This window comes from Microbacterium luticocti DSM 19459 (assembly GCF_000422405.1).
Classification (GTDB): domain Bacteria; phylum Actinomycetota; class Actinomycetes; order Actinomycetales; family Microbacteriaceae; genus Microbacterium; species Microbacterium luticocti.
Genome location: NZ_AULS01000001.1, coordinates 359,146 through 383,239, shown reverse-complemented (window position 1 = coordinate 383,239; position 24,094 = coordinate 359,146). Strand labels below are relative to the sequence as shown.

25 protein-coding genes are annotated in these 24,094 nt (G+C 71.1%); 17 read left to right on the top strand and 8 right to left on the bottom strand.

The features are described from left to right. Nucleotides 1–9 precede the first annotated feature (9 nt). The 9 genes from H577_RS0101925 to ddaH all read left to right on the top strand — a co-directional run bounded on the left by H577_RS0101925 (nucleotide 10) and on the right by ddaH (nucleotide 9,153). Nucleotides 10–1,695, top strand: a complete 1,686-nt coding sequence (locus H577_RS0101925; protein ID WP_029144518.1) for an ABC transporter family substrate-binding protein — start codon at nucleotides 10–12, stop codon at nucleotides 1,693–1,695. Between the two features lie 167 nt (nucleotides 1,696–1,862). Further along, nucleotides 1,863–3,776, top strand: coding sequence for a translational GTPase TypA (gene typA / locus H577_RS0101920; RefSeq protein WP_029144517.1), 1,914 nt, complete (start codon nucleotides 1,863–1,865; stop codon nucleotides 3,774–3,776). Between the two features lie 184 nt (nucleotides 3,777–3,960). Then, nucleotides 3,961–4,692: an AzlC family ABC transporter permease gene (locus tag H577_RS0101915; RefSeq protein WP_029144516.1), complete on the top strand. Its 732-nt coding sequence runs from the start codon at nucleotides 3,961–3,963 to the stop codon at nucleotides 4,690–4,692. Next, nucleotides 4,689–5,003, top strand: a complete 315-nt coding sequence (locus H577_RS0101910; protein ID WP_029144515.1) for an AzlD domain-containing protein — start codon at nucleotides 4,689–4,691, stop codon at nucleotides 5,001–5,003. The genes H577_RS0101915 and H577_RS0101910 overlap by 4 nt, the downstream gene beginning before the upstream one ends. 75 nt (nucleotides 5,004–5,078) lie before the next feature. Beyond that, nucleotides 5,079–5,477, top strand: a complete 399-nt coding sequence (locus H577_RS0101905; protein ID WP_029144514.1) for a DUF6113 family protein — start codon at nucleotides 5,079–5,081, stop codon at nucleotides 5,475–5,477. A gap of 9 nt (nucleotides 5,478–5,486) precedes the next feature. Further along, a complete protein-coding gene (fdxA, locus tag H577_RS0101900; RefSeq protein WP_029144513.1) occupies nucleotides 5,487–5,807 on the top strand; it encodes a ferredoxin in 321 nt (106 codons plus the stop codon). Between the two features lies 1 nt (nucleotide 5,808). Further along, complete coding sequence (gene dapC, locus H577_RS0101895; protein ID WP_029144512.1) at nucleotides 5,809–6,927, top strand: succinyldiaminopimelate transaminase; 1,119 nt, start codon at nucleotides 5,809–5,811, stop codon at nucleotides 6,925–6,927. Between the two features lie 166 nt (nucleotides 6,928–7,093). Next, nucleotides 7,094–8,392 carry a citrate synthase gene (locus H577_RS14750; RefSeq protein ID WP_084515729.1) on the top strand — a complete coding sequence of 433 codons (1,299 nt, stop codon included), beginning with the start codon at nucleotides 7,094–7,096 and terminating at the stop codon, nucleotides 8,390–8,392. Further along, nucleotides 8,392–9,153, top strand: a complete 762-nt coding sequence (gene ddaH / locus H577_RS0101885) for a dimethylargininase (RefSeq protein ID WP_029144511.1) — start codon at nucleotides 8,392–8,394, stop codon at nucleotides 9,151–9,153. The genes H577_RS14750 and ddaH overlap by 1 nt, the downstream gene beginning before the upstream one ends. A 264-nt stretch (nucleotides 9,154–9,417) precedes the next feature. Here ddaH and dapD read toward each other — a convergent pair whose 3' ends face one another. Further along, nucleotides 9,418–10,371 (bottom strand): 2,3,4,5-tetrahydropyridine-2,6-dicarboxylate N-succinyltransferase, encoded by a 954-nt coding sequence (gene dapD / locus H577_RS0101880; RefSeq protein ID WP_029144510.1) that lies wholly within the window; start codon nucleotides 10,369–10,371, stop codon nucleotides 9,418–9,420. 272 nt (nucleotides 10,372–10,643) lie between these two features. On the opposite strand from dapD, the gene dapE reads away from it, so the two are divergent. The 3 genes from dapE (at nucleotide 10,644) to H577_RS17225 (ending at nucleotide 13,202) form a co-directional block, all read left to right on the top strand. Next, complete coding sequence (gene dapE, locus H577_RS0101875) at nucleotides 10,644–11,720, top strand: succinyl-diaminopimelate desuccinylase (protein ID WP_029144509.1); 1,077 nt, start codon at nucleotides 10,644–10,646, stop codon at nucleotides 11,718–11,720. Next, nucleotides 11,702–12,937: a mannosyltransferase family protein gene (locus tag H577_RS0101870; protein ID WP_245570308.1), complete on the top strand. Its 1,236-nt coding sequence runs from the start codon at nucleotides 11,702–11,704 to the stop codon at nucleotides 12,935–12,937. Before dapE ends, H577_RS0101870 begins: the two co-directional genes overlap by 19 nt. A gap of 94 nt (nucleotides 12,938–13,031) precedes the next feature. Then, entirely contained in the window at nucleotides 13,032–13,202 is a 171-nt protein-coding gene (locus H577_RS17225) for a DUF3117 domain-containing protein (RefSeq protein WP_084515728.1), read from the top strand. 17 nt (nucleotides 13,203–13,219) lie between these two features. Here H577_RS17225 and H577_RS14745 read toward each other — a convergent pair whose 3' ends face one another. Beyond that, a complete protein-coding gene (locus H577_RS14745; RefSeq protein ID WP_051191603.1) occupies nucleotides 13,220–13,894 on the bottom strand; it encodes an O-methyltransferase in 675 nt (224 codons plus the stop codon). A 75-nt stretch (nucleotides 13,895–13,969) separates the two neighbouring features. Here H577_RS14745 and H577_RS0101855 point away from each other — a divergent pair, with 75 nt between their 5' ends. Both H577_RS0101855 and H577_RS0101850 read left to right on the top strand, forming a co-directional pair. Then, on the top strand, nucleotides 13,970–14,362 hold the full coding sequence (locus H577_RS0101855; RefSeq protein WP_029144507.1) for a twin-arginine translocase TatA/TatE family subunit: 393 nt from the start codon (nucleotides 13,970–13,972) through the stop codon (nucleotides 14,360–14,362). A gap of 118 nt (nucleotides 14,363–14,480) precedes the next feature. Then, nucleotides 14,481–14,915 carry a hypothetical protein gene (locus H577_RS0101850; RefSeq protein ID WP_029144506.1) on the top strand — a complete coding sequence of 145 codons (435 nt, stop codon included), beginning with the start codon at nucleotides 14,481–14,483 and terminating at the stop codon, nucleotides 14,913–14,915. Here H577_RS0101850 and H577_RS14740 read toward each other — a convergent pair. Genes H577_RS14740 through H577_RS0101835 form a run of 3 tightly spaced genes read right to left on the bottom strand, consistent with a single transcriptional unit; the run spans nucleotide 14,906 to nucleotide 17,936 of the window. Beyond that, nucleotides 14,906–16,126 carry an Mrp/NBP35 family ATP-binding protein gene (locus H577_RS14740; RefSeq protein ID WP_051191601.1) on the bottom strand — a complete coding sequence of 407 codons (1,221 nt, stop codon included), beginning with the start codon at nucleotides 16,124–16,126 and terminating at the stop codon, nucleotides 14,906–14,908. The genes H577_RS0101850 and H577_RS14740 overlap by 10 nt on opposite strands. Next, the gene (locus H577_RS0101840) at nucleotides 16,123–16,647 is read right to left on the bottom strand and encodes a DUF1003 domain-containing protein (protein WP_029144505.1); all 525 of its coding nucleotides are present in this window, start codon (nucleotides 16,645–16,647) and stop codon (nucleotides 16,123–16,125) included. The genes H577_RS14740 and H577_RS0101840 overlap by 4 nt, the downstream gene beginning before the upstream one ends. Further along, nucleotides 16,647–17,936, bottom strand: coding sequence for a magnesium transporter MgtE N-terminal domain-containing protein (locus H577_RS0101835; RefSeq protein ID WP_029144504.1), 1,290 nt, complete (start codon nucleotides 17,934–17,936; stop codon nucleotides 16,647–16,649). Before H577_RS0101835 ends, H577_RS0101840 begins: the two co-directional genes overlap by 1 nt. Before the next feature lie 71 nt (nucleotides 17,937–18,007). Here H577_RS0101835 and H577_RS18200 point away from each other — a divergent pair, with 71 nt between their 5' ends. Together H577_RS18200 and H577_RS0101825 are read left to right on the top strand one after the other, a co-directional pair. After that, the gene (locus tag H577_RS18200) at nucleotides 18,008–18,964 is read left to right on the top strand and encodes a general stress protein (RefSeq protein ID WP_211217874.1); all 957 of its coding nucleotides are present in this window, start codon (nucleotides 18,008–18,010) and stop codon (nucleotides 18,962–18,964) included. A 46-nt stretch (nucleotides 18,965–19,010) separates the two neighbouring features. Next, entirely contained in the window at nucleotides 19,011–19,658 is a 648-nt protein-coding gene (locus tag H577_RS0101825; protein ID WP_036283481.1) for an alpha/beta hydrolase family protein, read from the top strand. A gap of 198 nt (nucleotides 19,659–19,856) precedes the next feature. Here H577_RS0101825 and H577_RS0101820 read toward each other — a convergent pair whose 3' ends face one another. Further along, nucleotides 19,857–21,260 carry an aminopeptidase P family protein gene (locus H577_RS0101820; RefSeq protein ID WP_029144502.1) on the bottom strand — a complete coding sequence of 468 codons (1,404 nt, stop codon included), beginning with the start codon at nucleotides 21,258–21,260 and terminating at the stop codon, nucleotides 19,857–19,859. A gap of 256 nt (nucleotides 21,261–21,516) precedes the next feature. After that, nucleotides 21,517–22,539, bottom strand: a complete 1,023-nt coding sequence (locus tag H577_RS0101815; RefSeq protein WP_029144501.1) for an endonuclease/exonuclease/phosphatase family protein — start codon at nucleotides 22,537–22,539, stop codon at nucleotides 21,517–21,519. A 55-nt stretch (nucleotides 22,540–22,594) separates the two neighbouring features. Here H577_RS0101815 and H577_RS0101810 point away from each other — a divergent pair, with 55 nt between their 5' ends. Next, nucleotides 22,595–23,455: a PHP domain-containing protein gene (locus H577_RS0101810; protein ID WP_029144500.1), complete on the top strand. Its 861-nt coding sequence runs from the start codon at nucleotides 22,595–22,597 to the stop codon at nucleotides 23,453–23,455. Between the two features lie 29 nt (nucleotides 23,456–23,484). On the opposite strand, the gene H577_RS0101805 is transcribed toward H577_RS0101810, so the two are convergent. Continuing rightward, nucleotides 23,485–23,904 carry an SHOCT domain-containing protein gene (locus tag H577_RS0101805; RefSeq protein ID WP_051191599.1) on the bottom strand — a complete coding sequence of 140 codons (420 nt, stop codon included), beginning with the start codon at nucleotides 23,902–23,904 and terminating at the stop codon, nucleotides 23,485–23,487. Between the last annotated feature and the right edge of the window lie 190 nt (nucleotides 23,905–24,094).

Below are 24,094 nucleotides of genomic sequence, written 5' to 3'. Positions count from 1 at the left end.
AGGAAGCACATGAACCGCAGAACCACAGCACTCGCGGCTGTCGCTGTGCTCAGCGCTGCCGGGCTCGCGCTGGCCGGCTGCGCGCAGCCCAACGCGAAGCCCACCAGCAGCGAGCCTCCGCAGCTTCCGCTCGTGGGATGGACGCCGGTCCCGGCCTCCGACCTGCAGCAGGGCGGCACGCTGAGCCTCGCCGTCGAGTCGTCGGGTACCGACGAGGGCAACTGGAACATCAACACCACCCAGGGTGCCAACGTTCCCGTCGTCGCGATGCAGGCCCCGCTGATGGGTGCGCCCTACAAGGCCACCAAGGACGGCGCGGTCGAGATCGACCCCAACTACGCGACCGACATCAAGCTCGAGAGCGACTCGCCCCAGACGGTCGATGTCAAGCTCAACGACAAGGCGGTCTGGGAAGACGGCACGCCGCTGACCGCGAAGGACTACGAGGCGACGTTCGCCGCCCTTTCCGGCAAGAACGACAAGTTCAACATCGCCTCGTCGGCCGGCTACGACCTGGTGTCGAAGTTCGAGGTCGTCAGCGACTACGAGTTCAAGTTCACCTTCGACTCGCCGTACGCCGACTGGCAGGCGCTGCTGGGCACCGCGCCCGTGAAGGCCGACATCGCCAGCGACCCGGCCAAGTGGGCCAGCTACACCACGAAGCCGATGCCGTCCAACGGCCCGTACATCATGTCGAAGATCGACAACAACGCGAAGATCTACACCGAGACGCCGAACCCGAAGTGGTGGGGTGACAAGCCGAAGCTCGACAAGATCACCTGGACCGTCATCGACCAGGCGTCGCAGGCACAGGCCTTCGCGAACAACGAGATCAACGCGGTGGACGCCGCGGACGTCGACACCTACACCGCCGCGCTGAAGAAGTCGGGCGCCAAGGCGCTCAACTCCGGTGGTGTGACCTACGCGCAGGTGACCTTCAACGGCCTGCAGGCTCCGCTGGACGACGTGAACGTGCGCAAGGCGATCGCCCAGGCGATCGACCGCAACATCATCGCGAAGTCGGCAAACGAGCCGCTGGGTGTGAAGGCGACCACGGACGGCAACTGGATCTTCATGCCGGGCCAGAAGGGCTACGAGGACACGGTGGAGGCCAAGCTTCCCTATGACCTCGACGCCGCCAAGAAGGACCTCGAGGCCAGCGGTTGGAAGAACGCCGACGGCAAGTGGAGCAAGGACGGCAAGGACCTGAAGCTGTCGATCGTCGTGCCGCAGGGCACCAAGTCGAACGAGCTTCGTGCCCAGCAGATCCAGGCGTCGCTGAAGAAGATCGACATCCCCGTCACCCTCGACGAGGTGCCGAGCGCGGATTACTTCGACAACATCCAGAACGGCAAGTACGAGATGGCCACGTTCGGCTGGCAGGGCACGCTGTTCCCGATCAGCTCGAGCGAGTCGCTGTTCTACCCGGCCATGAAGCCGGGCGACGCCGGCCAGAACTACGCGTTCATCACGGACGAGAAGCTCGGCGACCTGTGGAAGCAGGCCAACGCGGAGCTCGACCCCGAGAAGCGGCTGAAGCTGGCCGACGACATCAACAACGTCATCGCCGGCTACGTGCCGTTCCTGCCGATCTACCCGTACCCGAACGTCACCGTCGTGGACAAGAACCTGGCCAACTACGGCCCGGCGACGTTCATGTCGGTCGACTGGACGCAGGTCGGCTTCACCAAGTGAGTCACGGCGCCTGAGCGCCTGCTGACCGGGGCGCCCGCCCCGCACCGTTAGAATCGGTTGCGGGACGGGCGCCCTTCCGCGTGCCCCGCCATGTCGTGACCCTCGCCTGAGGACAGGGCCCTGCATCCACTTCCTCTCTTGTTCCCACCGAAAGGTGCCCTTCGGCCATGTCCATTGCACACCGCTCAGACCTGCGCAACGTCGCCATCGTCGCGCACGTCGACCACGGAAAGACCACCCTCGTCGACGCGATGCTGCGCCAGACCGGATCGTTCGGCGAGCACGCGCACGTCGAGGAGCGGGCGATGGACTCCAACGACCTGGAGCGCGAGAAGGGCATCACGATCCTCGCCAAGAACACGGCGATCACCTACAACGGCGCGCACACCGACGTGCCGGTGACCATCAACGTCATCGACACCCCCGGTCACGCCGACTTCGGCGGTGAGGTGGAGCGCGGACTGTCGATGGTCGACGGGGTGGTGCTGCTGGTGGACGCCTCGGAGGGTCCGCTGCCGCAGACCCGGTTCGTGCTGCGCAAGGCGCTCGAGGCGAAGCTTCCCGTCATCCTGCTCGTGAACAAGACCGACCGCCCCGACGCCCGGATCGCCGAGGTCGAGGAAGAGGCGCACGACCTGCTGCTGGGGCTGGCCTCGGACCTGGTCGACGACGTGCCCGACCTGGACGTGGATGCCCTGCTCGACGTGCCGGTGGTGTACGCGTCCGGACGGGCGGGTGCGGCATCCCGCACCCGGCCCGCGAACGGTGCGCTGCCCGACAATGACGACCTCGAGCCGCTGTTCGAGGCCATCCTGCAGCATGTGCCGGCGCCGGCATACGACGACGAGGCGCCGCTTCAGGCCTGGGTGACGAACCTCGACTCGTCGCCGTTCCTCGGCCGGCTCGCCCTGCTGCGGGTGTTCAACGGCACCCTGCGCAAGGGGCAGACCGTCGCCTGGGTGCGGCACGACGGCTCGCACGCCAACGCGCGCGTCACCGAGCTGCTGAAGACCCGCGCCCTCGAGCGCTACCCCGCCGACGAGGCCGGACCCGGCGACATCGTGGCGATCGCGGGCTTCGAAGACATCACGATCGGCGAGACCATCGCCGACCCCGACGACGTGCGGCCGCTGCCGGCGATCCACGTCGACGACCCGGCGATCTCGATGACGATCGGCACCAACACCTCGCCGCTGGCCGGCAAGGTCAAGGGGCACAAGCTCACCGCGCGCATGGTGAAGGACCGGCTCGAGAAGGAACTGATCGGCAACGTGTCGCTGAAGGTGCTCGACATCGGCCGGCCCGACGCCTGGGAGGTGCAGGGCCGTGGCGAACTGGCGCTGGCGATCCTCGTCGAGAACATGCGTCGCGAGGGCTTCGAGCTGACCGTCGGCAAGCCGCAGGTGGTCACCCGGCGCAACGAGCGCGGCCAGCTGCAGGAGCCGTTCGAACACCTCACCATCGACGCGCCGGAGGAGTACCTGGGAGCGATCACCCAGCTGCTGGCGCTGCGCAAGGGGCGCATGGAGACGATGACCAACCACGGCACCGGCTGGGTGCGGATGGAGTTCATCGTTCCCTCCCGCGGCCTGATCGGCTTCCGCACCGAGTTCCTCACCACCACCCGCGGCACCGGCATCGCCAACGCCATCGCCGCCGGGTACGAGGACTGGGCCGGTCAGATCGTGACCCGCCAGAACGGCTCGATCGTCGCCGACCGCTCGGGTGTGGTCACGCCGTTCGCGATCATCGCGTTGCAGGAGCGGATGTCGTTCTTCGTCAAGCCCGGTGACGAGGTGTACGAGGGCATGGTCATCGGCGAGAACTCCCGCAACGACGACATGGACGTGAACATCACCAAGGAGAAGAAGCTCACGAACATGCGCTCGTCGACGGCCGACACGTTCGAGTCGATGACGCCGCCGCGCACGCTGTCGCTCGAAGAGAGCCTGGAGTTCGCCCGCGACGACGAATGCGTCGAGGTCACGCCTGAGACCGTCCGCATCCGCAAGGTCGTGCTCGACGCGCACGACCGCGCCCGCGCCACCGCGCGACTGAAGCGCCAGGACGCGAACGCCTGACCCCCGCCCCACCCGGCGGGCTCGTACGATGTCGCCGACCGCGCATCGACCCGCCCGCGGGATGATGTGCCGCGCGAGGTCGATGTGCCCTCGCGGCGGTGATGCGCCGTCGCGCGCAGGCGCGGGACCTGCTCGGACGGGAGAGCGGCCCGTGCGCCGGTAGGCTCACACCGTGAACGACGGGATGGATGCCGCGGCCCACCGCGCGGCGGTGCGCGACGCGCTCGGGGTGGCCGTGGCCACGAGTGCGTACGGCGTCTCGTTCGGCGCGCTGGCGACGGCATCCGGACTCGACGTGTGGCAGGCGTGCGTGCTGAGCCTGGTCATGTTCACCGGCGGATCGCAGTACGCCTTCATCGGCGTGATCGGTGGCGGGGGACTGGCCGCCGCGCCGGCCGCGATCGCCTCGGCCGCGCTGCTGGGCGTGCGCAACATCGCCTACGGCATGCGCATGTCGCCGGTGGTCGGGCCCGGGTTCTGGCGGCGCGCCGCCGCCGCGCATCTGACCATCGACGAGTCCACGGCCGTGGCCCTCGGCCAGCGCACCCGGCGGGCACAGCTGCTCGGGTTCTGGGTGACCGGCCTGGGGATCTACCTGGGCTGGAACCTCACCACGCTCGCCGGTGCGCTGCTGGGCGACGTGCTCGGCGATCCCAAGGCGTACGGGTTGGATGCCGCGGCCGCCGCCGCGTTCCTCGCCCTGCTGTGGCCGCGACTGCGCCGCCGCCAGGCCATCGCGGTGGGCATCGCCGCCGCCGCGGTCGCCGCCGTGCTCACCCCCGCGCTGATGCCCGGGATGCCGGTGCTGGTCGCGGCGGTCGTGGCCATCGTGGTGGGGTGGGTCAACTGGCTGGGCCGCGACGAGCGTCCGCCCGCCGAACCCGACGATGTGCCGGAACGGGAGGGACTGCCGTGACCTTGTGGAACGCCGTACTGCTGGCGGCCGTGATCTGCGTCGCGCTCAAGACGCTCGGCTATCTCGTACCCGCCGCGGTGATGCAGGCCCCCCGCCCAGCGCGCATCGCCGACCTGCTCACCGTCGCGCTGCTTGCGGCACTGGTTGCCGTGCAGACCCTCGGCGTCGGGCAGGCGATCACCGTCGACGCCCGCGTGCCCGCCGTGCTGGTGGCCGCAGGTCTCCTGCTGCTGCGCGCGCCGTTCCTGGTCGTGGTGGCCGCTGCGGCGCTCGTGGCAGCGCTCCTGCGACTGTGGGGCTGGGCGAGCTGAGCGGCGTGCGTAGCCGTGGGGCGTGGCGCGGGGCGGCGCGGCGTGGCGTGGCACCGGCGTGCGTAGACTGAGCCGGTGAGTTCCCCGCTGTCGCGTCTGCTGACCTGGCTGGTCGCCCTCGTGGTCGGGGCCGTGTACGGCACCGCGGGCACGTTCGCGCACGCGTACCTGCTGGGCCCGGTGCCGGTCGGTCTGCTGCTCGCGCTGATCGGCCTTGCCGCGATGCTCACGGCCGTGCGCACCCTGACCGGCGACCGGTGGAGCGCACTGGCGGCCGGGGTGGGCGCCCTGGCGGTCACCGTGATGTTCTCGGGTTCCGGGCCCGGCGGCTCGGTGGTCATGCCGGGCGGTCCGCTGGGGGAGTGGGCCGGGGTGAACATCGGAATCGTGTGGCAGATCGGGGTCGCCCTGGTCGCGACGCTCGCGGTCGCGTGGCCGAACCTGGCGCGCCCTCACCCGGAGGCGGACAACTAGACTGGCCGGGTGACGTATGTGATCGCCCTGCCGTGCGTGGATGTGAAAGACCGAGCCTGTGTCGACGAGTGCCCGGTGGACTGCATCTACGAGGGGGACCGGTCACTGTACATCCACCCCGACGAGTGCGTGGACTGCGGTGCCTGCGAGCCGGTGTGCCCGGTCGAGGCCATCTACTACGAAGACGACCTGCCCGAGGAATGGGCGGACTACTACAAGGTCAACGTCGAGTTCTTCGACGACCTCGGTTCGCCCGGCGGCGCCGCGAAGGTCGGCGTGATCCACAAGGACCACCCGATCGTGGCCGCACTGCCCCCGCAGGGCACCTGACGTGGGCGTCGCCGACCTCGCCGACTACCCGTGGGACGCGGTGGCGCCCTACGCCGCCCGCGCCCGCGCGCACCCGGACGGGATCGTCGACCTGTCGGTCGGTTCGCCGGTGGATGCCACCCCCGAGGTGGTCCGTCGTGCCCTGCGTGAGGCCACCGACGCCCACGCCTACCCGCAGACGATCGGCACCCCCGCGCTGCGTGAGGCGATCGCCGGCTGGTACGCCCGCCGTCGCGGGGTGCCCGGTCTGCAGCCGGAGCAGGTGCTGCCCACCGTCGGGTCGAAAGAGCTCGTCGCCCTGCTGCCGCTGCTGCTCGGGCTCGGCCCGGGGGACGTCGTCGTGCACCCGCGCGCCGCGTACCCCACCTACGAGGTGGGAGCGCGCCTGGTCGGTGCGTCGCCGGTGGCCGCCGACGACCCCGCCGCCTGGCCCGATGCCACCCGGCTGGTGTGGCTGAACAGTCCCGGCAACCCCGACGGGCGGGTGCTCGATGTGCCGTCCCTGCGCGAGGCGGTGGCCCGCGCCCGCGAGCTCGGGGCCGTCGTCGCCGGCGACGAATGCTACGCCGAGCTGGGGTGGGACGCGCCCTGGGACGCGCGGCCGATCCCGTCGGTGCTGGATCCACAGGTGCTGCAGGGTGAGGCATCCGGTGTGCTGTCGGTGTACTCGCTGAGCAAGCAGTCGAACCTCGCCGGCTACCGCGCCGCGTTCCTGGCCGGCGACGCCGCGCTGGTGGCACGGCTGACCACGGCCCGCAAGCACCTGGGGCTGATGGTGCCGGCGCCCGTGCAGTCCGCCATGATCGCCGCACTGCGCGACGATACGCACGTGGCCGCGCAGAAGCAGCGCTACCGCCGACGCCGAGGCATCCTGAAACCCGCCCTCGAACACGCCGGTTTCCGCATCGACGGCAGCCAGGCGGGACTGTATCTGTGGGCCACCGAGGGGCGGGACGCATGGCAGAGCCTGGACCGTCTGGCTGATGCGGGCATCCTCGCCGGGCCGGGACACTTCTACGGGCCGCACTTTCCGCAGCACGTGCGACTGTCGTTGACCGCCCCCGACGATCGGGTGCAGGCCGCGGCCGATCGTCTGCTTTCGTTCCGATCATCCAGCTGACGGCCGCATCCTTTGGCTGATGTCTCAGTGTGCCAGGGCGCGGGATAGGCTGTATGTGAGCCGGTCCGTGCGTCGTAACACCGAGTCACGAATCGCTCCACGGCCCGGCAGGCATCCCCTGCGCGGACCGCGATCCCCCTGACGACAGACATCGCAAGGAGGCGTCGTGACCGACGCGGGAGCCCAGCCGGACATCGCCACACTCACCCTCGCAGGCCGCACCGCGCAGCTGCCGGTGCTGCAGGGCACCGACGGCAATCCCAGCGTCGACATCTCGACCCTGACCAAGCAGACCGGGCACACCGCCCTCGACTACGGGTTCGTGAACACCGCGGCCACGAAGTCGCAGATCACCTACATCGACGGCGATCAGGGCATCCTGCGCTACCGCGGCTACCCGATCGAGCAGCTCGCGCGCAACAGCACCTACCTCGAGGTGGCGTGGCTGCTGCTGTACGGCGAACTGCCCACCGCCGCCGAACTGAGCGACTTCGACGAGCGCATCCGCCGGCACACGCTGCTGCACGAAGACCTCAAGCGCTTCTTCTCGGCGCTGCCGCACACCGCCCACCCGATGGCGGTGCTGTCGTCGGCGGTCGCGGCGCTGTCGACCTATTACGAGGGCCAGACCGACCCGCACAATCCCGAGCACGTCGAGCTGAACATCGTGCGGATGCTGGCCAAGCTCCCCGTGATCGCCGCGTACGCGCACAAGAAGAGTGTGGGACAGGCGTTCTTGTACCCCGACAACTCGCTGAGCTTCGTCGACAACTTCCTGAAGCTCAACTTCGGTGTGCTCAGCGAGCCGTACGAGGTCAACCCGGTCATGTCGAAGGCGCTCGAGCTGCTGCTGATCCTGCACGAGGACCACGAGCAGAACGCGTCGACCTCGACCGTGCGGTTGGTGGGGTCGACGGGGGCGAACCAGTTCGCGTCGATCTCTGCCGGCATCCAGGCGCTGTCGGGGCCCCTGCACGGCGGGGCGAACGAGGCGGTGCTCACCATGCTTGCGCGCATCCGTGACTCGGGCGAGAGCGTCGAGCGCTTCGTCGAGCGGGTGAAGAACAAAGAAGAGGGCGTCAAGCTCATGGGCTTCGGCCACCGGGTCTACAAGAACTACGACCCGCGTGCCAAGCTCGTCAAAGAGTCGGCCGACGAGGTGCTCGCCGAGCTCGGTGTCAGCGACCCGCTGCTGGACCTGGCCAAGGAGCTCGAAGAGATCGCGCTGGCCGACGACTACTTCGTCGAGCGCAAGCTGTACCCGAACGTCGACTTCTACACCGGGGTCATCTACAAGGCGATGGGCTTTCCGACCCGCATGTTCACCGTGCTGTTCGCGATCGGCCGGCTGCCGGGTTGGCTCGCGCAGTGGCGCGAAGCGGTGAACGACCCGCAGACCAAGATCGGTCGCCCGCAGCAGTTGTACATCGGCGCCGCCGAACGGAACTACCCGGGCGTCGGCTGATGCCGCGGTTGCTCGTCCGCCGGCCGTCGCCACGACTGGCCGACGGCGAGCTCACCCATCTGGAGCGGGTGCCGGTCGACGCCGCGCTCGCGCAGCGACAGTGGGACGGGTACGTCGCCGCGTTCCGGGCACGCGGCTGGGATGTCACCGAGCTGGCGCCCGCCGACGAGCACCCCGACGGGGTGTTCGTCGAAGACACCGTGGTCGTCTTCGACGACCTCGCGGTGATCACCCGGCCCGGCGCCGACTCGCGTCGCGGCGAGACGGCCAGCGCGCGGCGCGCGGTCGAGGCATCTGGCCTGCCCACCGCTGCGATTCAGGCGCCGGGCACCCTCGAGGGCGGCGACGTGCTCAAGATCGGCCGCACCGCCTATGTCGGCCTCTCGTCGCGCACGAACGAGCCGGGCATCGCGCAGTTGCGCGCGCTGCTGGCACCGCGCGGGTGGGATGTCGTGACCGTGCCGATCACCACGGTGCTGCACCTGAAGACCGGGGTGACCGCGCTGCCGGACGGCACCGTGATCGGATACGAACGGCTCGTCGATGACCCGTCGGTGTATGAGCGGTTCGTGCCGGTGCCCGAGGCCGAAGGCAGCGCCGTCGTGGTGCTCGACGAGCACACCGTGCTGATGTCGGCGTCCGCGCCGCGGACCGCGGAGCTGCTGCAAGGCCGTGGCCTGGAGGTGGTGGCCGTTGCGGTGACCGAGTTCGAGAAGCTCGAGGGCTGCGTCACCTGCCTCTCGGTGCGCGTGCGCGGCTGAGCGGGCGGCCGGGCTGCCGGCTGCTCGGTGCCTGTCGGCGGCACGGTGCCTGTCGCGGCGGCTCGGGTGCCTATCGGCCGCTCGGTGCCTGCCGGCTGCTCGGTCACTGTCGGTGTGTCTCAGAAGGTGAAGGATGCGGCATCCCGAACCCGCGGGTTCTGGGACATGCGACGCGGGTGTGTCTCAGAAGGCGAGGGATGTGGCATCCCGAACCCGCGTGTTCTGGGACACGCCGCGTGGGTGTGTCTCAGCCAGGACCCCGCGTCAGGCGTGCAGTGCCTCGTTCAGGGTGATGCCCGCACCGGTGCGGCGCAGCGCCTCGACGGCGCCGGTGATCGAGTTGCGGCGGTACAGCATCCCGGCCCGGCCCGACAGCTCGGCGGCCTTGACCTGCGGCCGGGAGCCGTCGGCGCGCGCCGGCTCGTCGACGAGCACGACCTTGGTGCCGGCAGTGACGTACAGGCCCGCCTCGACCACGCAGTCGTCGCCGAGCGAGATACCGATGCCGGCGTTCGCGCCCAGCAGACACCGCTCGCCGATCGACACCCGGTGCGTGCCACCGCCCGACAGCGTGCCCATGATCGAGGCGCCGCCGCCGATGTCGCTGCCGTCGCCGACGACGACGCCCTGCGAGATGCGGCCCTCGACCATCGAGGCGCCCAGCGTGCCGGCGTTGAAGTTCACGAACCCCTCGTGCATCACCGTCGTCCCCGGAGACAGGTGTGCGCCCAGGCGTACGCGCGCCGCGTCGGCGATGCGCACCCCCGGCGGCACGACGTAGTCCAGCAACCGCGGGAACTTGTCCAGCCCGTGCACCTGGATGCCCGCGGACCGCAGTGCCGGGCGCAGCCGGTCGACGTCGTCGGGCAGCATCGGGCCGGCGCTGGTCCAGGCGACGGTCGGCAGAAAGCCGAAGACGCCGTCCAGGTTCAGCCCGCCCGGCGCCACCAGGCGGTGCGACAGCGCATGCAGCCTGAGGTAGGCGTCGGCGGTGGATGCCACGGCCTGATCGAGATCGATCTGCAGCTCCACGATCTGGGTGCGCACCCCGCGGCGCGGATCGTCCCCGACCAGCCGCTGCAGGTCGGCGGCGCGGGTGGCGACGGTGGTGCCGTCGGCGAGCCCCAGTCGCGGCGTCGGGAACCAGGCATCCAGCACCGTGCCGTCACCGGCGATCGTCGTCACACCCGTCCCGAAGACCTGTCGTTCGCTGCTCACCCCTCCAAACTACCGCCGGCACGCCGCCGGCAAGGCGGGATTGCGGCCCGCACACCGTGCCGGACACGAACGGACCGTGCGGTCCCATATCGAGCGCCACCCCGGCTGCGGTCGGGCACGGGCGCAGGCCGTCGGGGCGCAGCGCGCCGTACGGGCCACACGAGCCGGGAGCGGCGGCGGTCGAACATGGGCGCAGGCCGTCGGGGCGCAGCGGCCCGTACCGCGCCGACACGAGCCGGGATCGGCGGCGGCCGGCTGGCTAGACTCGAGGGATGCCGGTGCTCGATCTGACCTCGTCCGCGGTGGAGCTGACCCGTGCGGTGTGCGACATCCCCAGCGTCTCGGGCGATGAGAGCGTGCTGGCGGATGCGATCGATCAGGCCGTGCGCGCCCTGCCGCACCTGAGCGTGCACCGCGACGGCGACACGATCGTCGCCCGCACCGAGCTCGGCCGTGCGCAGCGGGTCGTGATCGCCGGCCACATCGACACGGTCCCGATCAACGGCAACCTGCCCACCCGTGAGGTCGAGGTCGACGGCGAGGCATACCTGTGGGGCCGCGGCACGGTGGACATGAAGGCCGGGCTCGCGGTGCAGCTCAAGCTCGCCGCCGAACTGGCCGACCCGCGCGTGGACATCACCTGGATGTGGTACGACCACGAAGAGGTCACCGCCGACCTGAACGGACTGAACCGGCTCGCCGCGCACCGCCCCGACCTGTTCGCGGCCGACTTCGCGATCCTCGGCGAGCCCTCGGACGGTGCGGTCGAAGGCGGCTGCAACGGCACGCTGCGCGCCGTCGTGCGCACCCACGGCGTGCGCGCACACAGCGCCCGTGCGTGGATCGGCGAGAACGCGATCCACGCGGCCGCCCCGGTGCTGGCACGGCTGGCCGAGTACCGGCCCCGTGAGGTCGCGGTCGAGGGCCTGGTCTATCGCGAAGGGCTCAACGCCGTGCGCATCACCGGTGGCGTCGCCGGCAACGTCATCCCCGATCTGTGCGAGGTCGAGGTCAACTACCGGTTCGCGCCCAGCCGCACCGTCGAGAAGGCCGCCGCGCATGTGCGCACGGTGTTCGAGGGGTTCGACGTCGAGGTGACGGATGCCGCAGCCGGAGCCCGCCCGGGACTGGACGCCCCGCTCGCCCAGGAGTTCCTCGCCGCCGTCGGCGCCACTCCGTCGCCGAAGTACGGCTGGACCGACGTGGCGCGCTTCTCGGCGCTGGGCATCCCCGCGGTCAACTACGGCCCCGGCGATCCGCACCTGGCCCATCACGACCAGGAGCGGGTCCCGCTCCGGCAGATCGACGCGGTCGAGCAGGGACTGCGCACGTGGTTGGCGGGCCGCTGACCGAGCGACCCGGCGCCGAGCGCGTCCGCGACCGCAGCTGGCATCGCCTGCCGGCCGCGGTGCGCATCGGCGTGCTCTATCTGGCCGCCCGGGTGGTGACCACGGCCATGTTCGCGCTGGCGTCGGCACTGTCGACCCCCGAGTCCCGGTTCGGCGCCGCCCCCGGGGTGGGGACCCTGCTCATGGGGTGGGATGCGCAGTGGTACTGGTACATCGCGGTGCACGGGTACCCCACCCGGCTGCCGGTGGACGCCACCGGTGCCGTGCAGCAGAACGGGTGGGCGTTCATGCCGCTGTACCCGTATCTGGCCCGGCTGCTGGGGGGCCCCGGTGCCGGCTGGCAGGTCGCGGCGATCCTCATCTCGCTTGTGGCCGGGTATCTGGCATCCCTCGTGCTGTACCGGCTGCTGCGTGAGCGGCTGCCGACGGATGCCGCGACGTGGGCGGTGGTGTTCTTCGCCTGCGCACCCGTGGCGGCGGTGTTCCAGATCGGGTACGCCGAGTCGCTGTTCCTGCTGTGGGTGTTCCTGGCGGTGTGGGCGACGATGCGCCGCCGCTACGCGTGGCTGTACCTGCTGATCCCGCTGATGGGGTTCACCCGGCCGGGGGTGCTCGCCTTCGCGCTGTTCCTCGGTCTGCACGGCGTGCAGCGGTGGTGGATGCGGCGGACCGAGCCGTTGCCGGCCCGGCACGTCGTGCACATCGTGGCCCTGGGCGCCCTCGGCTGCGTCGTCGGATTCGCCTGGCCGGTGATCGCCGGGATCGTGACGGGGCGGGCGGACGCCTACATGGCCACCGAGCTCAGCTGGCGGCGCGGCTGGGTCGACGAGAGCGGGTTCGTCCCCGGGCGCGGGTTCTGGGACGCCGCCGCGCTGTGGTTCCGCACCTGGGGGCTGCCTGAGACGGTCGGTCACATCGCGCTGATCGTGCTCGTGCTGCTGGCGGCGGCCGCGCTGGTGTTCGACCCGCGGGTGCGGCGGCTGGGCGCCGAGATCCGGCTCTGGCTCGCCTCGTACGCGCTGTACCTGCTGGCGGTGTTCTTTCCGCAGTCCAGCGTGTTCCGGCTGATGGTGCCGCTCTCACCCGCCTGGGGCGCGGTCGCGGTGCCGCGGTCGACACGGTGGCGCAGCGTCGTGCTGGCGCTGTGTCTGGCGGGGCAGTGGGTGTGGATCTTCCTGATGTACGGCCGCGGAAACACGTTCTGGCAGATCCCGTGACGGCGGTTCGCGACGCCGCTGTGACCCTCGATTGTTCGCATGCTGTGAGCCCCCTGTAAACTCGAGGGCAAGACCACGACGAAAGGGAGCCACGATGGCAGCCATGAAGCCGAGAACCGGAGACGGCCCGATGGAGGCTGTGAAGGAGGGGCGCCTGATCATCGTCCGCGTGCCGCTGGAGGGTGGCGGACGCCTGGTCGTCTCCGTCAACGACGCCGAGGCGAAGGAGCTCTACGACGTCCTCGGCGGTGTCGTGAACGCGTAGTTCACGCCCGATCCACCTCAGCGGCCGGTCAGCAGACCGGCCGCTGACGTCTGTTCCGGCGCGGTGCGCACGGTGGTCAGCTGCAGAAGCCCCTCACCGGCGATCGACAACGCCCCGATGACGGCGACCGAGGCCTGGGTCTCTTGGATCAGCGAGCGGTAGGCGGTGGTCAGCGGGTCGCGGCGCACCGGGTCGGCGACGGCGCCGCCGGCGAGCACGCGCGGCACGAGCACGGTGCCGCCCGGGCGCACCAGGCGCAACCCGTGCTCGACGTATTCGATGACGCCTTCGGGGTCGGCGTCGACGAACACGATGTCGTAGGACGCCTCGTTCATGCGCGGCAGCACTTCGGCGGCACGGCCGGTGATGAAACGCGTGCGCGCCGGTGGGATCTTCGCTTCGGCGAACGACTGCCGCGCCACGCCCAGGTGTTCGGGCTCGCTGTCGATCGTGGTGAGGATCGCCCGGGGCGCACCGTGCAACAGCCACAGCCCGGACACACCGGCACCGGTGCCGATCTCGATCATGCTCTGCGCGTTCGTGCATGCGGCGATCACCGCACACTGCGCGCCGATCGCGGGGCTGACCGGCGCGGCACCGATCTCCAGTGCATGCGCCCGGGCCCGCACGATGTGGTCGGGCTCGAGGGTGGCCTCCTGCACGAAACGCCGATCGGCATCATGGTCGCTCATCTGCGCACACCTCCGCCGCAAGCCTACGGGAGCGGCAGAACCCGCCGGCGCAGGCGCGGCGGGTAACCTGAAGTCATGATCTTCGGGCTCACGATCGAGAAGCTGGTGGTGATCGGTCTGATCGCCGCGCTGCTGCTCGGTCCCGACCGGTTGCCGCGCTATGCCGCGATGCTCGCGCAACTGGTCGCGCGCGGCCGCGAGCTGCTGGGCACCGCGAAGGAGCGGATGCGTGACGAGCTCGGCGACGACGTGGACTGGCGCACGCTCGACCCGCGCCAGTACGACCCGCGCCGCATCATCCGCGAGGCCCTGCTCGACGATCCGCCGCCGGCCGCTCCGCCGGCACCGGGCGCCGGTGCCACGACCGCCGTGGCGGCGGGAGCGGGAGCGGCAGGGGCGGATGCCGCGCCCGCACGCGTGCGGTTCACCCCGGGCGACGTGCCGCCGTTCGACTCCGAAGCCACCTGAACCCGGCTGGCTGCGCGGTCGTACACCGATTCCTCCCCAGCTGCGGGGGCCGTCGCGGTTGTCCACGGATCCGCGGCCGGCGCCCCCACGCGATGCCCGCCCGCGGCAGGCTGGAGCGATGACGACGACAACGAATGCGGCCGACCGCGAGGCGCCGCTGACCGACGACATCCTGCTCACCGAGCGCGTCACGTTCTTGCTCGAGCGTGCGAACATCCGGCAGTTCTGGATGATGTTCCTCGATGAGCGCGACGTGCAGGCGCCCGTGGTGATGCCCTGCGCCGACCTGCCGGCCGATCCCGACCAGGCCGAAGGTGGTGCAAACGCCGCCCGGTTGCTGGCTCAGAACATCGCCGCACTGATGGCCGAGTTCGGGTTCGCCCAGGCGGTGTTCGCGTGGGAACGACCGGGCGGGCCGCGGGTGGGCGACGAGGAACGCGCGTGGGCCCGTGCCCTGGGGGCCGCGTGCGCGACCGAAGGCGTGCGGGTTCGGGCGCAGTTTCTGGTGCACGACCGCGGGGTGCGCGTGCTCGCACCGGACGACTACGCCTGAGCCTGACCGGGCGCAGCCGGGTCCGGTGTGGGGGAGCCGTCTCGGTCACCGGAGCCGGGCAGGCGCCCGGTGCTGCCGATGTTCTGTGCGCCGCGACGTGCGGGCGCTGGACCGGGAAGTGCGGCGATCCGGTCGGCGAGCGCACGCAGCGCGACCGCCGCGGGGTCGGTTCCGCCCTGGTGCACGATCGGTGCGCCGACATCGCCGCCGGCCCGCAGCGCGGGACTGAGCGGGATCGACCCGAGCAGCGGCACCGGCTCACCCGGCAGCGAGAGCGCGGCGGCGGCGCGCGCGCCCCCGCCCGAGCCGAACAGGTCGAGCACCGTGCCGTCCGGCAGCGGCAGCGGCGCCATGTTCTCGACGACGCCGAGCACGTGCTGACCGGTCTGTCGCGCGACCATGCCACTGCGCACGGCGACGTCCACGGCCGCCGGCTGCGGTGTGGTCACCACCAGCACCCCGGCGCCGGGCAGCAGCTGCCCGGCGGTGATCGCGATGTCGCCGGTGCCCGGGGGCATGTCCAGCAGCAGCACGTCGAGCTCGCCGAAATGCACCTCGGTGAGGAACTGTTCGACGGTGCGGTGCAGCAGCGGTCCGCGCCAGGCGACAGCCCGTTGCGCATCCTCGTCGCGCAGGAACATGCCGATCGAGATGGTCTTCACGTCGTAGGCGACCGGCGGCAGGATCATGTCGTCGATCCGGGTCGGCCGGGCCGCCCGGCCCGACGCGTCGACCAGCCCCATCAGGCCCGGGATGGAGAACCCGTGCACGTCCAGGTCGATCAGTCCCACCGACCGGCCGGTGGCGGCCAGGGCGACCGCGAGGTTCGCCGTCACGGTGGACTTGCCCACCCCGCCCTTGCCGCTGGTGACCGCGATCACCCGGGTGCCGGTGGCCGAGCGGACGCCGCGGCGCCCGCGGCGTCCGCGCAGTCGTTCGACGAGGGCCGCGCGCTCGTCGGGGCTCATCACGCCCAGGGTCACCTGCGCGTCGGTGACACCGGGCACCGAGGCCGCGGCATCCCGCACATCGGCGGCGATCCGCTCCGACATCGGGCAGCCCACCACGGTGAGCACGAGGTCGACGTGGGCGACGCCGTCCGCGTCCACCCGCACGTCGCGCACCATGTCCAGGCCGGACAGCGGCACCCGCAGCTCGGGGTCGGCGACCGCGCCGACGGCGGCGCGCACGGCATCGACCGGACCGGTCATGACGACGCCGCAGAGCCGTCGCCGCGCTCGTCCAGCTGCTCGAGCAGCGCCTTCAGCTCCTGCCGCAGCGTCTCTTTGGTCATCACCTCGCCGGCGAGCTCGGTCATCGCCATCCGCAGCGCCACGATCTCGCGGGCCAGATACTCGGTGTCGGCGAGGTTGCGCTCGGCGCGCTGCCGGTCCTGTTCGATCTGCACCCGGTCGCGGTCATCCTGCCGGTTCTGCGCGAGCAGGATGAGCGGGGCGGCGTACGAGGCCTGCAGCGACAGCATGAGGGTCAGGGCGGTGAACCCGTTCGCCGCGGAGTCGAACCGCAGCGGTTCGGGCATGAGCGTGTTCCACGCCAACCAGGCGGCGCAGAACACGGTGAGGATCGCCAGGAATGCGGGTGTGCCCATCGCCCGCGCCACCCATTCGGTGAACCGGCCGAACCGGTCGCGCGAGGGCTGCGCACCCCGGGCACGCATGCCCGACAGGCCTCGTGGTGCGTCCAGCCGCGTCCGATCCGACCCGCGCGCCATCAACGCCGCCTCGGAATGCTCGCCGTGGTCGTGGGAACAGGCTCAGGCTCGTGGTCGGCGTCCTGCGACCGCCAGTCCTCGGGCAGCAGGTAGTCCAGCACGTCGTCGACGCTCACCGCCCCCACCAGTCGGTGACCGGGGTCGACGACCGGCAGTGAGACCAGGTTGTAGCTGGCCAGCAGCCGCGCGACCTCCGCCGCCGACGCGGTGACCGGTACCGGGTCGACGGTGTCGTCGATGATCGCCCCCAGCCGCTCGTGCGGGGGATAACGCAGCATGCGCTGGAAGTGCACGGTGCCCAGCAGCCGCCCGGTCGGTGTCTCGTACGGCGGCAGCGTCACGAACACGGCCGCCGCCAGCGCCGGGTGCAGTTCGTGCCGGCGGATGAGGGCCAGCGCCTCGGCGACGGTGGCATCGGCGGGCAGCACGATCGGTTCGCTGGTCATGAGGCCGCCCGCCGTGTCGGGCCCGTACTTAAGGAGGGCGCGCACGTCCTCGGCCTCTTCGGGCTCCATCAGATCGAGCAGCTTCTCGAGTCGGTTCTCCGGCAGCTGGCCGAGCACGTCGGCGGCGTCGTCCGGCTCCATCGCATCGAGGATGTCGGCGGCACGGTCGTCGCCGAGCTGTTCGAGGATGTGCAGCTGTTCGCCCTCGGGCATCTCTTCGAGGGCGTCGGCCAGGCGGTCGTCGGGCAGTTCTTCGGCGACTTCCAGCAGGCGGTCGTCGGGCAGGTCGAGCAGCGTGTTGGCGAGGTCGGCGGGCTTGAGCTCGGAATAGGTGGCCACCAGTTGTTCGGCCGACTGGGCCTCGCCGGGAATCTGCTGCTCGCGCACGTCGTTCCAGTCCGCGAACGTCGTCGGCCCCTTCGCGAACGGGGAGGCGGAGGTCTTCGGCTTGCGCAGGAACAGCTGTCCCACGTTCCAGTGCCCGATCCGGTCCTGCTCGATCGCGACGTCCTCGATCACGGCATGGCCGCTGCCGTCGCGGAAGTACACCTTGCGGCCGAGCAGCTCGGCCATCACCCGCACCTCGCCGCCACGCTGCTGAAAGCGTCGCACGTTGATCAGTCCGGTGGTGATCACCTGGCCCATGGCGATGGAGGTGACGCGTCCGATCGACAGGAACACGTGGCGCCGTCCGGGGATCTCGACGACCAGACCCACCACGCGCGGCGGATCGTCCTTGCGGTAGATGACGACCACGTCGCGGACCCGGCCGACCCGATCGCCCGCGGGGTCGAAGACCGTGCAGCCGGCCAGCCGCGCGACGAAAACCCTCTGCGTGCTCACGTGCTCCAGCGTAGCCGCCCGGCCCGCGCCGGCGGGGGAAAAGCGCAGGCCGGGCATGCCAAGATGGGGGGATGAGCATGCCCGGGATGCCGCAGGCCAGAGGTGGCGAGATCGGAGAGACCGTCGCCAGTTTTCCGACCTACGAGGGGGCACAGAAGGCGGTGTCGGCGTTGATCGCGGCCGACGTGCCGGCCCGCGACATCGCCATCGTCGGCAGCGGGCTGCGCTCGATCGAGCGGGTGACCGGACGGCTCGGCTATGCGACGGCGGCCCGGCAGGGTGCGATCAACGGACTGCTGCTCGGTCTGTTCTTCTCGGCCATCTTCGTGCTCGGCAACAGCGCGGTGCCCGTCTCGGCGTTCGTCGGCGTGCTGTTCGTCGGCGTCGCCCTCGGCATGCTGATGAGCATCGGCGCCTACGCCATCGTCCGGCGTCGTCGCGATTTCGCCTCGGTCATGCAGGTGGTCGCCGATCACTACGAGGTCACGGTGCTGCCCACGAGCATCCACCGTGCCCGCGAGGTGATGGGGCCGATGTCCGCCCCGCCCGCCCCGCGGCCGCCCCGGGCCGGCACCGACGAGCGATCCGCGCCGCCGGAGTACGGCGAGCGATCTGCGCCGCCGGAGTACGGGGAGCGGGTCGCGCCCCCGGAGTACGGCGTGCGCGTGGACGAGCCGCCCCGCTACGGCGAGCGGATCGTCGTGCCCCCGCCCGCCGGACACGGTGAGCACGCGCAGCCCGGCCCGGAAGATGCCGCGGGGCGCGGTGGCGCGCAGGCGCCGGCGTCGGCGGATGCCCAGGAAGATGCCGGTACGCAGCACAATGCCTCGGCAGATGCCGGTACGCAGCAGAATGCGCCCGAGGATTCGGCCGCAGAGCAGGACGGTACGACGGATGCCGCGTCGGGTGACACCGCCGGTCCGGTCGATGCCGACGACCGACGCCGGCACGGTGACGCGGCAGGCGACACACCCGCGGACGATGACCGCTCCGACGCCGCACAGCGCGGTGACGATTCAGCACGGTGACGATTCAGCACGATGACGACGCAACGCGGTGACGACCCTGCGTGAGATGAGCATCGCGGTGCCGCTGCCGCAGGGAGCGGTGGCCGTCGACGCCACCGTGCACGAGCCGCAGCATCCGCGGGCCACCGTCGTCGTCGCACACGGTGCCGGCACCCGGCACGACCACCCGTTCCTTCTCGGCTTCGCGTCGGCGTTGTGCGAGGCGGGACTGCGGGCGGTGCGCTTCAACTTTCCGTATGCACAGGCGGGCCGGCGGATGCCCGGACCTGCCGCCCACGCGATCGCGGCGTGGCGGGCGGTGGCCGCCGCGGTCGGATCGGAGCTGCCGCTGTTCGCGGCCGGACGCTCATACGGCGGCCGGATGGCCTCGATGGCCGCCGCGGACGGTCTGATCGAACCGGCCGGGCTCGTCTACCTCGGCTACCCGCTGCACCCTCCCGGCCGGCCCGACCGGCTGCGCGTCGAGCACCTGCCCCGCATCGCCGCGCCGCAGCTGTTCCTGTCGGGGACGCGCGACCCGTTCGTCGATCCGCACGAGCAACTCGAGGAGGCGGTCGCCGCGTGCCGCCGCGCAGACCTGCAGTGGGTCGACGGCGGCGGGCACGGCTTCGACGTCGCGGGTCGCCGGCGTGCGGCCGAGAAGATCGGCGCCGATCTCGCCGTCCCGGTGCGGGCATGGATCGACGCACTCTGAGTCAGGGCAGGGGTCCGACGCAGGGGCCGCGGGGGCGCAGCCGGAGCGGCGACTGAGTGTTCGGCGACTGAGCGTACGACGTCTGAGCGTTCGGCGACTGAGCGTACGGTGTTTGAGGGTACGGGGCGATCGCGTGCGCGATCGGCGCGACCGTGCGTACGGCCGCGCCTCGTCGGACGGCCGGCGCGAGAGCGCTGATCAGGCGCGCAGGCGCGCCACCCACGCCTCGACCTCGTCGGCGGTGCGGGGGAGCGCCGCCGACAGGTTCTCGACGCCGTCGGCGGTCACCAGCACGTCGTCCTCGATCCGCACGCCGATGCCGCGGAACTCGGCGGGAACGGTCTCGTCGTCGATCTGGAAGTACAGACCGGGCTCGATCGTGAACACCATGCCGGGTTCGAGGATGCCGTCGTAGTACATCTCGCGTCGCGCCTGCGCGCAGTCGTGCACGTCGATGCCGAGGTGGTGGCTCGTGCCGTGCACCATGTAGCGGCGGTGCTGTCCGCCCCGGTCGGCGTCGAGAGCCTCGTCCGCGGTCACCGGCAGCAGCCCCCATTCCGCCGTGCGCCGGGCGATCACCCCCATCGCCGTCTCGTGCACGGTACGGAACGTCACGCCCGGCTTCGCCACGGCGAACGCGGCGTCGGCGGCCTCGCGCACCGCCTCATAGACCGTGCGCTGAATGTCCGTGAACCGACCCGACACCGGGATGGTGCGGGTGATGTCGGCCGTGTACAGGCTGTCCACCTCGGCTCCGGCATCCACCAGGATCAGATCACCCGGCACGACCGCGCCGTCGTTGCGCGTCCAGTGCAGGTAGCAGGCGTGCGGGCCCGACGCGGCGATGGTGTCGTAGCCCTCACCGTTGCCGTCGCTGCGCGCGCGCCGGTGGAACACACCCTCGACGATCCGCTCCCCGCGGGGATGCGCGACCGCATCGGAGAGCTGCCGGACGATGTCGTCGAACCCGTCCGCGGTCACCTGCACCGCCAGGCGCAGCTGTGCGAGCTCGTACTCGTCTTTGACCAGGCGCAGCTCCGAGACGGCGCGGGTCAGCTCGGCGTCCTCGTCCACGACCAGGTCGCCGTCGCCGGGCGAGAACGTGTCGATGTGCGCGGTGTCGATGCCCAGGTCGGCGGCCACGGCCGCCAGCGCCGGGCGTGGCCCGATCCAGAACTCGCCGATCGAGGCGTCGCCGTAGAACTCGGGCGTCGTGCGGTCGGCCCGCTCCCGGAAGTACAGCGTGACGTGGTGACCGTCATCCGTCGGTTCGAACACCAGCACCGACCCGGGTTCGGCATCGGCGCCCCACCCGGTGAGGTGGGCGAACGCCGAGTGCGCCCGGAACGGGTAGTCGGTGTCGTTGCTGCGCTGCTTGAGGTCACCGGCGGGGATCACCAGTCGCTTGCCGGGGAACTGCGCCGACAGTGCAGCCCGGCGGCGCGCCGCGTAGGGCGCCTGGTCGCGCTGCGGCGGAAGGGTCTGAGGCCGGGCCGCCCACCCGGTCGAGATCGTGTCGAGGAAGCCCTGCGGGAACGGCTGTCGGCGGTTCTCGCTCGTGGAAGGCCGGGCCGCGGTGGAGGTGTCGCCTGTGCTGCTCATGACTCCAGTCTTCCACGTCCGTCACGCGCTGTGGATCGTGCACAACTCCTCCGATCCGGACGGGCAAGGCGGCAGACCGCCCGGTGTGGCGGCGCGGGCGGCGGCGTGGGCGCGGGCGGAGTCGTGCACCGGGGGCGGTGCGGCCGGTGCGTGTGCGGGCTCGAGCGGCACGAGGGGCGGCCGGTGTGCGGGGGTGAGCTGCACGAACGGCGGCCGGCTCAGTGTGCGGGCGTGAGCTGCACGAGCGGCGGCCGGTTCAGTGTGCGGGCTCGAGCTGCACCACCAGCGGCCGATGATCGCTGCCCGAGCCGTCCATCGAACTCAGCACCACCGAGGCCACCGGGGTCCAGGCATCCGTCGCCATGACGTGGTCGATCACCGCCCCGGCCAGCGGCGGCGTGGAGGTCGGCCAGGTGCCCACCCCGCCGTTGCCGGTCGCGGCCGCGGCGTCGTGGCACCGGCCCATGGTCGCACCGTGCTCGCCGAGGTCGGACATGTGGTCGAGGGTCGCGTTGAAATCCCCGGCCAGGATCACGTTGGCGGCCGCACACTGGTCGGCGATCCACTGCAGGTCGTGCCGCCACGCATCCATGTATTGTTCGCGCGGCGCCACCGCGTGCGCGGCGACGATGATCGGTCCCTTGCCGTCCACCGGCATCGCCACCGCCGACGGCACCGTCGACGTGTTGCTGGAGCCGTCGGCCGACGACTCGATCACCGAATAGCTGCCCAGGCGCGGCGAGATGAGGATCGTGGTCGAGCTGGAGTCCCAGCCGTGCGCGCCGTACTGGGTGTGATACGCCCACATCCGGTGACCGAGCTGCCGCATCGCCACCGCCACCTTCTCACCGGTGTCGATGGTCGTCTCGGGCAGCGTGACCACGTCGGCGTCCATCGCCACCGCGGCCCGCGCGATCTGGTCGGCCGAGGTGGCCTCGCCGCCGGCCGTGTTCCACGTCATCACCCGCAGGCTGCCGTCGGTCTTGTCGGGCAGCGCGTCCGACCCGGTGCCGCGGACCAGCAGGATCGCCCCGTTCGCGCCACCCGCGATCAGCGCGACGAGGGCGAGGGATGCCGCGAAGCCGCGCAGCGGGCGGATCAGCATCACCAGCAGCATGAGCACCAGCAGCGCCCCGAACCCGACCACGAGCAGCCCCCGGAACGACACCACCTGCGCGATCGGATACACCCGCTCGAGGTGGAAGAACTGCGGCCACGTGAGGATCGCCGCGCCGATCGCGCACAGCACGGTCACGAGGATCCCGAACAGGCGAAGCACGAGCCGACTCTATGTCAGCAGGCTGTGAGATCGGCGCACGCGCTACCCTCTGACCATGGCGTTGCCCCGGTTCTCTGGCCCCAGCGACCTGCACCTGCACTCGGACCGCTCCGACGGCACCCAGCCACCGGCCGAGGTGATGCGCGCCGCCCACCGGCACGGGTTGCGCACGGTGGCGCTGACCGACCACGACACCACCGCGGGGTGGGCCGAGGCGGCGCAGGCCGCGACATCCCTCGGCATGACGTTCATCCCCGGCATGGAGTTCTCGGCCAAGCACCGGTGGCGGAGCGTCCACGTGCTCGCCTACCTGATCGAGCCCGACGACCCCGCGCTGCGGGCCGAGACCTCGCGGGTGCGCCGCTCCCGCATGGACCGGGCCCGCACCATGGCCGACCGCATTTCGCGCGACTACGACCTGACCTGGGATGACATCGTCGCCCAGACCACCGACGGCGCGACCGTGGGTCGGCCGCACATCGCCGACGCCCTGGTCGCCAAAGGACACGTGCGCGACCGCACCGAGGCGTTCGCGGGCATCCTCAACCCCGACGGCGACTATTACGTCGCCCTGTACGCACCCGACCCGGTCACCGCGGTCGCGTTGGTCGCGGGCGCCGGCGGGGTGCCGATCGTCGCGCACCCGGCGGGGCGGGCCGGGGTGCTGCCGCACGACCTGCTCGAGGAGATGATCGACGCGGGGCTGGCCGGGTTCGAGCTGGGCCACCGCGAGAACCGGGCCGAGGGTGTGCACACCCTGGCGCGGCTGTGCGCGCAACGGGACCTGATCGTCACCGGATCCAGCGACTACCACGGCGCCGGAAAACCGAACGTGCCGGGCGAGCACACCACCAGCGACGAGATGGTGGCGCGCATCCTCGCACGTGGAACCGGCAGCGCCCCTGTCCACCCCTGAGGGCGACGGGGGCGCTGCGACCGGCGGGGTCAGGCCAGAGCCTTGGCCTTCAACGCTTCGTACTCGGCGGGCGTGATGGTGCCGGCATCCAGCAGCGCCTTCGCCTTCGCGATCTCGTCGGCCGGGCTGGCGGAGCCGGCCACGTTCTTGATGTAGGCGTCGGCGGCCTGCTGCGCCTGCTGGGCCTGGGCGGCGCTGCGCTCGGCCATGCCCCGGCCGCGGGCGATCATGTAGACCAGCAGCGTGAGGAACGGCACGAAGATCAAGAAGATGATCCACAGGGCCTTGAACCAGCCGTTCAGCTTGCGATCACGGAACAGATCCGAGATCACCGCGAACAGGGCGAAGATGTACGCGAACAGGATGAAGACGGCGAAGAACCACCAGATGAGGTCCCAGAAGGACCCCCAGAAACCGTGATACTCGACCGCGTCCTCGAGAAAACGCATGAGCGGACCTTTCGTACTGTGGGGGGCGCGGCGGATGCCGCGTGGCGCTCACACTATCGGGTCGCAGGTCACGGGCGCGCGGCCAGGTCACGCACCGAGACAGACCGGGCACGATCCGGTGCTGCGGCCGGCGCCGGGATGCCGGAGGCGGGCTTCGCGACGCGTCGGAGCGCGGCGGGATGCCGGGGGC

Coding starts and splice junctions, on each gene's coding strand:
- H577_RS0101915 (WP_029144516.1), top strand. CDS start 3,961: ATGGATGCCGCGGCCCACCGCGCGGCGGTGCGCGACGCGCTCGGGGTG.
- H577_RS14745 (WP_051191603.1), bottom strand. CDS start 13,894: ATGAGCGACCATGATGCCGATCGGCGTTTCGTGCAGGAGGCCACCCTC.
- H577_RS0101840 (WP_029144505.1), bottom strand. CDS start 16,647: ATGGCGCGCGGGTCGGATCGGACGCGGCTGGACGCACCACGAGGCCTG.
- H577_RS0101825 (WP_036283481.1), top strand. CDS start 19,011: ATGAGCATCGCGGTGCCGCTGCCGCAGGGAGCGGTGGCCGTCGACGCC.
- H577_RS0101820 (WP_029144502.1), bottom strand. CDS start 21,260: ATGAGCAGCACAGGCGACACCTCCACCGCGGCCCGGCCTTCCACGAGC.
- typA (WP_029144517.1), top strand. CDS start 1,863: ATGTCCATTGCACACCGCTCAGACCTGCGCAACGTCGCCATCGTCGCG.
- H577_RS17225 (WP_084515728.1), top strand. CDS start 13,032: ATGGCAGCCATGAAGCCGAGAACCGGAGACGGCCCGATGGAGGCTGTG.
- H577_RS18200 (WP_211217874.1), top strand. CDS start 18,008: ATGAGCATGCCCGGGATGCCGCAGGCCAGAGGTGGCGAGATCGGAGAG.
- dapE (WP_029144509.1), top strand. CDS start 10,644: ATGCCGGTGCTCGATCTGACCTCGTCCGCGGTGGAGCTGACCCGTGCG.
- ddaH (WP_029144511.1), top strand. CDS start 8,392: ATGCCGCGGTTGCTCGTCCGCCGGCCGTCGCCACGACTGGCCGACGGC.
- H577_RS0101805 (WP_051191599.1), bottom strand. CDS start 23,904: ATGCGTTTTCTCGAGGACGCGGTCGAGTATCACGGTTTCTGGGGGTCC.
- H577_RS0101810 (WP_029144500.1), top strand. CDS start 22,595: ATGGCGTTGCCCCGGTTCTCTGGCCCCAGCGACCTGCACCTGCACTCG.
- H577_RS0101855 (WP_029144507.1), top strand. CDS start 13,970: ATGATCTTCGGGCTCACGATCGAGAAGCTGGTGGTGATCGGTCTGATC.
- H577_RS0101850 (WP_029144506.1), top strand. CDS start 14,481: ATGACGACGACAACGAATGCGGCCGACCGCGAGGCGCCGCTGACCGAC.
- H577_RS0101925 (WP_029144518.1), top strand. CDS start 10: ATGAACCGCAGAACCACAGCACTCGCGGCTGTCGCTGTGCTCAGCGCT.
- H577_RS14740 (WP_051191601.1), bottom strand. CDS start 16,126: ATGACCGGTCCGGTCGATGCCGTGCGCGCCGCCGTCGGCGCGGTCGCC.